Raw genomic sequence first — 7,633 nt, 5'->3', positions numbered from 1 at the left:
CACACATGGCGATGATCTTCGCGGACTCTTCACCGCGAAGATCACCACCAGTCCATCACGGCACGCAGTTGATCAATTACCCAACACTTTCTCAGGCGGACGCCAGGCGCCGGTTCAGCACCTGGTCGGCGATCCCGTAGGCGACGGCCTCCTCCGCGGTGAGCACCTTGTCCCGGTCCATGTCCGCGCGCAGCGTCGCCGCGTCGTGCCGGGTGTGCCGGGACAGGACCTCCTCCACCTGCGAGCGGATGCGGACCATCTCCTTGGCCGCGAGGCTGAGGTCGGAGACCGTCCCCTGCCGGCCGCCGCTGGCCGGCTGGCCGAGCAGCACCCGGGCGTGCCGGAGCACGAACCGCCGCCCGGGGTCTCCGCCGGCCAGCAGCACCGCCGCCGTGGAGGCCGCCTGGCCGACGCAGAAGGTGGAGATCGGCGCCTGCACGAAGGTCATCGTGTCGTAGATCGCCATCAGCGAAGTGAACGATCCACCCGGCGAGTTGAGGTAGATCGAGATCTCCCGCTCCGGGTTCTCCGACTCCAGGTGCAGGAGCTGGGCGATGACCACGTTGGCGACCGAGTCGTCGATCTCGGTGCCGAGGAAGATGATCCGCTCGTTCAGCAGCCGGCTGAAGACGTCGTAGGTGCGTTCGCCCTGCGCGGTGCGCTCGATGACGTAGGGAACCGTGTACGAGCCCATGTCACAGTCCGATCCGTCGGCGGGAGGCGGCCGGGCGGATGTCGGCGACCGACTCCACCACCCGGTCCACGAGCCCGTACTCCCTGGCCTGTTCGGCGGTGAACCAGCGGTCCCGGTCGCCGTCGCGCGCGATGGTCTCCTCGCTCTGCCCGGTGTGCTCGGCGGTGATCCGTTCGATGGCCCGCTTGGTGAACTGGAGGTTCTCCGCCTGGATCTCGATGTCCGCGGTGGTGCCGCCGATACCGGCCGACGGCTGGTGCATCATGATCCGCGCGTTCGGCAGGGCGAAGCGCTTGCCGGGCGCCCCCACGGTGAGCAGGAACTGGCCCATGCTGGCGGCGAAGCCCATCGCCAGCGTGGAGACGTCGTTCGGGATCAGCCGCATGGTGTCGTAGACGGCCAGGCCCGCGGTGACCGAGCCGCCGGGGCTGTTGACGTACAGGCTGATGTCGGTGCGCGGGTCCTCCGCCGACAGCAGCAGCAGCTGCGCGCACACCCGGTTCGCCGACACGTCGTCGACCTGCGTGCCGAGCAGCACGATCCGCTGGGCGAGCAGCTGCGCCGCGAGGTGGTCGTCGAAGGCGCTGGGCGCGGTGTCGCCCTGCGCCGCGCGGGGCGGGGGCGTGGTGAGGGGTGCCATCGGGTCTCCTTGTCGAGGCGGGGGGCGGGAGTTGCCGTCCCCTCCACTCTCGGCCCGGAAGGGCCCCCGGATGCGCCCGCTCTGCCCGCAGCGGATTCGCCACGGGCAGACGGCGCGCCGGGCCGCTGTCGGCCGCGGCCGGGAACGCGGCCCGGCCGGCCCGACGAAGGTCGGACCGGCCGGGCCGCTCACCACGGTGGGGTGCTCCCGTGGTGCCGTATCACCGTGGTGCGGTGGTGCCGTGGTGCCGTGGTGCCGTGGTGCGGTGGTTACCGGGCCCAGGCGGAGAACTCGGCGGTGGTGTTGTTGCCGCCGCCTCCGGCCGGCTGCGGCACGTAGAACTTCAGGTCGGTGAAGCTGGAGTCGTAGGTGTTGGAGCCCACGTACGGGTTGTTCCAGTGCACCTGGAGGATCCGGCCGTTGAGGACCGGGTCGGCGCAGTTCTCGCTGAAGAACCGGGCGTGGCCCTCGGTGCCGGTGGCGAAGCCGTTGGACTCCGAGGACCACTGGCCCTGCTGGTTGGCGTAGATGCGCACCGGCGGCTCGGAGGTCCAGATGCCGTGGTCGAGCCACCAGTTCTCTCTGGTGAGGGTGCAGCCGGTCCAGTTGTTCAGCTTGACCACGGTGCTGCGGGCCGCGGTGGCGAGGGCGGGCGCGGCGGCCTTCTTCTCGGCCGTGGCCGTGGCCGTGGCCGGTGCGGCGGAGGCCGCCCCGGCCAGTGCGAGCGTGAGCGCGGCCGCGGCCGTCACGGTGCCGGTGATCCTGGCGTAGGTTCCCATGGTGTCCCCCCATTTCGGGCCACCGGTCTCTCCGGCGGCCGTGGATCACTCTGCGGCAGCGCGATAAACCGCGAATTGACGTCCGCTGACAGGGCGGCCCGCCCCGCGTTGATCGGCCCGGGGCCCGTCCGCCGGACACGGTCGGGGAAACCTCCTGGATGACGACCCACCGCAGGGGGTAAGTTCCGCCCACATACCGGCAGTTGACGCAAGATCGGCTGGGAGGTCGGGCGGATGGCCGGATCGGTTCAAGACGTCGTCGCGGATGTGGTGGAACGGCCGGCCATGGGGCCGGGCCCGGCCGCTCCCCCACCAGCACCCCCGGCGGAGCCCGGCTCCGGGCCCGCCGCCCCGCTCTCCCCGGAGCCGCCGGCATGAGCGCACCCGCCGCGCCGCCGGTGCCACCGGAGCCGCCCGCCGCCCGCCGCCCGGCCGGTCCTGGACCCGCGGGTGCTGCCCGCCGGGACCGCCCTGCGCTTCGGCCTGCTGCTGCTGTCCATGGTCGTGGCCAGCCACGACATGCTGACCACCATGCTGGACCTGGCCCGCAAGGGCAGGGCGGCGGAGTACGCCTGCCGGCTGGCCGCCGGGTTCGACCCCAACGGGGACTTCCTGGCGCAGCTGAGCGTCGCCCCGGGAACGGATCCGGCCCTGCGCGCCTGCCTGGCCGCCGTACCGGGCGATCCGTCCTGGCCGGTGCCCGTCGCGCTGGCGCTGCTGCTGGCCGCGGCCGCGGCGCTGTACCTGCTGCTGCCCCGCTGGCGTCGGCGCTCCCGCCATCTGGAACCCGTCGACGAGCAGCTGCGGGCGGAGCTGCGGCACCTGGCGGAGCAGGCCCGGCTGCCCGCGGTACCGGAGTTCGTGGTGGACCCGGGCCGACCCGACCCGGGAGCGGTGGCGTTCGGCCACGCACGCCGCCGCACCGTGTGCCTGTACGCGGGGCTGCTGGTGACCCGGCGCAGCGATCCGGCCGGGTTCCGGGCCGTGGTGCTCCACGAGTTCGCGCACATCCGCAACCGGGACGTGGACCTCGGGTACGCGGTCACCGCGCTGTGGCGGGTGTTCGCGCTGCTGGTGGCCCTGCCGTTCGTGCTGGTGGTCGGCGGGACGCTGGTGGGCGCGGAGTTCGGGCTCTTCGTCGGCGCCGACCGGGTGTTCTGGCCGGCCGGGAGGGCGCCGCTGGTGCGGCAGGCGGCCACCGCGCTGGGGATGGCGCTGCTGGTGGTCCTGGCCCGCGCCGACGCGCTGCGCCACCGGGAGCTGTACGCGGACGCGGACGCCGTCGCCCTGGGCGCCGACCGGCGGGTGTGGGACGTGCGCGACCCCGTGGGCCCGGCCGCCCGGCTCGGCCGCCTCTGGCGGTCGCATCCGACCTGGGCGCAGCGGCGCCGGGCGCTGGACGATCCGGCGGCGCTGTTCACCCTGGCGCCGCTGCAGACGTTCCTGCTGGGCGCGGCCGGCGTCGCCGTCCCCCTGTTGCTGCCCCCGTTCGCCGGCGGGACGGTCGGGGTGTGGCTGGCCACCGTGCCGACGGCGCTGATCCTCGCGGTGGCGGCCTGGCGGTCGACGGCGTACGCGGCGCACCGCGGGACGGCCGGGCCGCAGGGGCTGCGGGCGGGGCTGTGGCTGGGCGCCGGTCTGGTGGTCGGCGAGCTGGCCGTGGACATCACGGCCGGTCGGAGTTGGTTTCCGGAGCATCCGCTCGCCCTGCTCGTGCTGCCGCTCGGCGCGTTGGCGTACGTCCCGTGGCTGGTGCAGTGCGCCCGGCTGGGGCTGGACCGGGGGCGCGGGGGGCGGGTGGCCGCGGTGGTGGCACTGGCGGCAGCCGTGCCGGTCGCCGCGGCCGGGCTGACCTGGTGGTCCAAGGGCGGCCACCTGTACACCGCCGGGGACTTCATGGTCCAGGGCGGAATCCGGGAGGTGCTGCTCCAGGCGTTTCCCGACGGGTGGGAGGGGCACCGGGGCGAGCTGGAGTGGATCGCCGCCGTGATGCCGCGTCTCGGCGCGGACGGGCGCACCGCGGCCCTGGTCGTGGCCGCGGGGGTGCTGTGGGCGCTGCCGTACCTGCTGTGGCTGCTCGGCGGGCACCGGGGGCTCGGCCGGGCCGTGCGCCGCGGGCTGCTGGGCGGTGTCCTGTGCGTGGTCGGGGTGCTGGCGGTCAAGGCGGCGCTGTACCCGGGCCGGCCGCCGCTGGGCGAGCGCGGGGGCGGGTACGCGCTGCGGTACGTGTCGTGGCTGACGGTCGCGGTCTGGGCCGGGGTGGCGGTCACGGCGGTGGTCGTGGCACTGGTGTCCCGGCGGCTGTGGCTCGTCGGGGCGCTGGTGGCGGCGGGGATCGCCCAGGCGTGCGCGCTGGTGGCGGTGTTCCTGCTGATGTCGGTGGACGGGTGCCTCGGGCCGCTGCGGACGATGGGCGACAGCTGTCTGTGGGTACCGCGGGGCGGTTGGCCGCTGGTGCAGGTGCTGGCCGGTCCGGTGCTGCCCGCGCTGTTCGGGGCGGCGATGGCCGCGGCACTGGCGCGGCTGCCGCTCGCGCTCGCCCGCCGGGGCGGCGGCCCGGGGGCGGAGGGCCGGGTGGCGCGTTCCGGCGCCCGGCGGACGGTGCTCGCCGGGGTCCTCGTCGGGGCGCTGGCGCTGGGGCCCGTCGCCGTGCAGGCGTCGGGGTCGGGTTCGGCGGGCGGGCTCGGCCTCGCGGTGCAGCGTCCGGCCGACGCCCGGTCCGAACGGGTGCGGGTCTTCCAGCTGTTGATGTGGTACCGGGTCGGCGGGCGGCAGGACACCCTGGCGCTCATCGAGGGGTACCAGGCCTTCTACGACGAGGTCCAGGTGCTCGACCGGACGGCGCGGGAGCACCCGGGCGAGCAGGTGCGGTTCGACGGCAGCCGCTTCGCCGGGATCTGCACCACGCTCCACCGCGCCGCCGGGACCGCCCTGGAGCACCTCCACATCCCCGACTCCGGCCTGGACGGGCCGTGGTGGGCGGCGCTGGAACAGACCCGACGGGCCGGGCAGCACTGCGCGCAGGTCATGGACCGCGACCGCGAGGAGCAGCCGGGCGAGGGCGACGCCGTGCTCGCGGAGGTCGCCGACGGGCTCCGTTCGACCTTGGGCGCCATCGATCCCTTCGTGCGGCGGATCGAGACCGACGGGCCGCGGTACTGGCCTGACCTGGTCCGCGTCACCCGCCCTCGGCCCCCGGGGGCCGACGGCTGAGTGGCGGTCGTGCTGCGCGACGGCGGGGGCTGCCCCCCTCAGCCCGGGAGGCCCGGGAGGACCGGCAGGGCCGGCAGGGCCGGCAGGCGGTCCAGGGCGATCCCGAAGCGGGTGCGGTAGGCGGCGAGGGCCTCGTCGTCGGCGAGGGTCTGTTCGGTGCGCCCGCCGTCCGGGGTGGTGGTGATCAGGCGGCTGCCGCTGATGGTCGCCCGGCCGCCGTCCGCGGTGAGCAGCGAGCAGGTCGTCGAGCGGGTGAAGTGGGAGTGCGGCGAGGTGGCCTGCCACCAGCAGGTCGGGGCGAAGTCGGCGAGCTGGTACGGGCGCAGGCCCAGGCGGTACTGCGGGGTGCCGTCCTGCAGGACGTCCAGGTCGCCGTGCCCGCCGGTCGGCACGAGGGTGAACGCGCCCTCGGCGTCGGCCTGTTCGCCGCGTTCGTCCAGGCGCAGCGGGTGGCGGCTGAAGCGGCCGAAGCCGACGTCGACCAGCCACGGTTCGTCGAGGTCCACCCGCAGGGCGAGGTGGTCGAAGGGCGGGCCGAGCCGTTCGCCGTCGAAGACGCGGGCGGCCAGCAGGCTCACCCGGTAGCCGAGTGAGGTGAGCAACGCGGCGAAGGCGCCGTTGAGTTCGTAGCAGAAGCCGCCCCGGCGGCGGGTGACGACCTTCTCCTGGAGGGCGTCGGGGTCGAGGTCGATGCGCTCGCCGAGGTGGATGCTCAGGTTCTCGAACGGGACGGTGCGCAGGTGCGCGAGCTGGAGCCGGGCGAGGGCCTGCGGGGAGGGCGCCGCGGGGTCGGGGAGGGCGATGCGGTCGAGGTAGGCGGAGCGCTGGGCGGCGGTGAGGCCGGCGGACGGCTGCTCGGGGTGGGGCGCGTGATCCATCCGGCCATTCCACCGGGGTGCGGGGCGCGGGGCCATCGATCTTTGGTCCTACGTCCTGCGTCCTGTCTCTCGCGTCCTCCGGGTTCGTGCCGACGGGCCGCGGGGGCGGCGCGGGTGGCGCGGGTGGCACCGGGAGGGGTCAGCCGTCGTTCATGGCGGTGTCGTCCTCGACGAAGCTGTCGAGGTCGGAGCCCGAGTCGTCGGTCTCGGAGTTGCCCTCGAAGTCGTGGCTGCGGTTGCAGGTGGCGCACTCCACCCGCAGGTTGTCCAGGTCGTTGTAGGCCGCCTTGGCCTCTTCGAGGTCGGTGACGCCCTTCTGCTTCAGGTAGCGCTTCCAGTCGACGATGTGGCCGATGTCGATGCCCGCGTAGGTGGTCGCGTTGTGGCACAGGCCGCACTGGTAGAGGACCATCGCCCGGCCCGAGAAGGGGTCCTCGGAGACGACCTGCCTGGTGTTGCGGATGACCAGGGCGCGGGTGTCCCGGTTCTCGTCGGTGTCGTGCTCGTACCAGCCCAGCTGCCGGCGGTCGAGCTGGTCGACGAACGCGGCGACCACGGCCGGGTCGATGGTGTTGTCCGGCTGGATGTCGACGTCCCGCACCGTGCGCGGCAGCGGCTCGCCCGCGTACCAGCGCTGGACCGGCACCTCGTCGAGCCGGCCGGGGGCGGCGGCGGGGCCGGCGCTCGCCGCGGCGCGCTGGAGCGGGGCCGCGGGGGCGGCGGGCGCCGCCATGACGCGGCGGGCGTTGGCCTCGGCGGCGCGTTCGAAGCGGTCGCCGGGGTCGGAGACGGACAGCCCGTCGCCCCGGTCGGTGCCCGCGACGGCGCCCCGGCGCTGCTGGATGACGTGGGTGAGCTCGTGGGCGAGGGTGTGCTTGTCCGCGCCGCCCGCGCCGATCACGACGTGGCTTCCGGAGGTGTAGGCGCGGGCGCCGACCTCCTGCGCGGAGCGGGCCGCCGCCGGGCCCTGGTGGATCCGCACGTCGGTGAAGTCGGCGCCGAGCCGGGTCTCCATCTCCGCGCGGAGCACGTCGGGCATGGGCCGGCCGGCGGAGCGCAGCACGTCGTGCACGGTGGAGCGCTGGACGGCGGGCTGGTCCTGGTGGCCGCACGAGGGGCCGCAGGTGTGCCGCTGCTGTTCCATCAGCCGTGCGACGGCGGCGTTGCCGATGGCGCGTTGCAGGGCGAGCACCGTCTGCGGGGTCATCGGCTCGCCCGCCCGGGCCCTGGGGCCTGGCGCGGCGTCGTCCCGGGTGGTGTTCCGCGTGCCGGTCCGCGGCCGTTCGCCGGACCCGCCGTGCGGTTGCCGCTCGTGTGCGCGCACGCCCGTCCCCTCCCCCGTGTTCACGGCGCGCTGCCCCGCCGCGCGTCCGATCCGACAGGTCTACCGCACCGCTGCGGCCCGGCCGTAGGGCCGCGGGGGCAGTGC

At 74.9% G+C, this 7,633-nt stretch carries 6 protein-coding genes and 1 pseudogene; 1 reads left to right on the top strand and 6 read right to left on the bottom strand.

Features of this window, described 5'->3' with window-relative positions; all coding sequences use genetic code 11:
• Positions 1–91: 91 nt before the first annotated feature.
• From ABZ449_RS36880 to ABZ449_RS36870, 3 genes are all read right to left on the bottom strand, one after another.
• Positions 92–694, bottom strand: coding sequence for an ATP-dependent Clp protease proteolytic subunit (locus tag ABZ449_RS36880; RefSeq protein WP_360354970.1), 603 nt, complete (start codon positions 692–694; stop codon positions 92–94).
• A 1-nt stretch (position 695) separates the two neighbouring features.
• A complete protein-coding gene (locus ABZ449_RS36875; protein WP_360354968.1) occupies positions 696–1,334 on the bottom strand; it encodes an ATP-dependent Clp protease proteolytic subunit in 639 nt (212 codons plus the stop codon).
• 269 nt (positions 1,335–1,603) lie between these two features.
• Complete coding sequence (locus ABZ449_RS36870) at positions 1,604–2,113, bottom strand: hypothetical protein (RefSeq protein ID WP_360354966.1); 510 nt, start codon at positions 2,111–2,113, stop codon at positions 1,604–1,606.
• A 450-nt stretch (positions 2,114–2,563) separates the two neighbouring features.
• On the opposite strand from ABZ449_RS36870, the gene ABZ449_RS36865 reads away from it, so the two are divergent.
• On the top strand, positions 2,564–5,326 hold the full coding sequence (locus tag ABZ449_RS36865) for a M56 family metallopeptidase (protein ID WP_360354963.1): 2,763 nt from the start codon (positions 2,564–2,566) through the stop codon (positions 5,324–5,326).
• A gap of 38 nt (positions 5,327–5,364) precedes the next feature.
• Here ABZ449_RS36865 and ABZ449_RS36860 read toward each other — a convergent pair whose 3' ends face one another.
• The 3 genes and pseudogenes from ABZ449_RS36860 to ABZ449_RS36850 form a co-directional block, all read right to left on the bottom strand.
• Entirely contained in the window at positions 5,365–6,204 is an 840-nt protein-coding gene (locus tag ABZ449_RS36860) for an arylamine N-acetyltransferase (protein ID WP_360354961.1), read from the bottom strand.
• A gap of 139 nt (positions 6,205–6,343) precedes the next feature.
• Positions 6,344–6,937, bottom strand: a complete 594-nt coding sequence (locus ABZ449_RS36855) for a GH-E family nuclease (RefSeq protein WP_360354973.1) — start codon at positions 6,935–6,937, stop codon at positions 6,344–6,346.
• Positions 6,932–7,411 (bottom strand): annotated as a pseudogene (locus ABZ449_RS36850) (DUF4157 domain-containing protein); the annotation flags it as partial. The pseudogene ABZ449_RS36850 and the gene ABZ449_RS36855, both read right to left, overlap by 6 nt.
• Positions 7,412–7,633 lie beyond the last annotated feature (222 nt).

The organism is Kitasatospora sp. NPDC005856, assembly GCF_040629945.1.
GTDB lineage: Bacteria > Actinomycetota > Actinomycetes > Streptomycetales > Streptomycetaceae > Kitasatospora.
The sequence above is the reverse complement of the archived record's forward strand: the minus strand, read 5'-3'. Positions and strand labels throughout refer to the sequence as shown.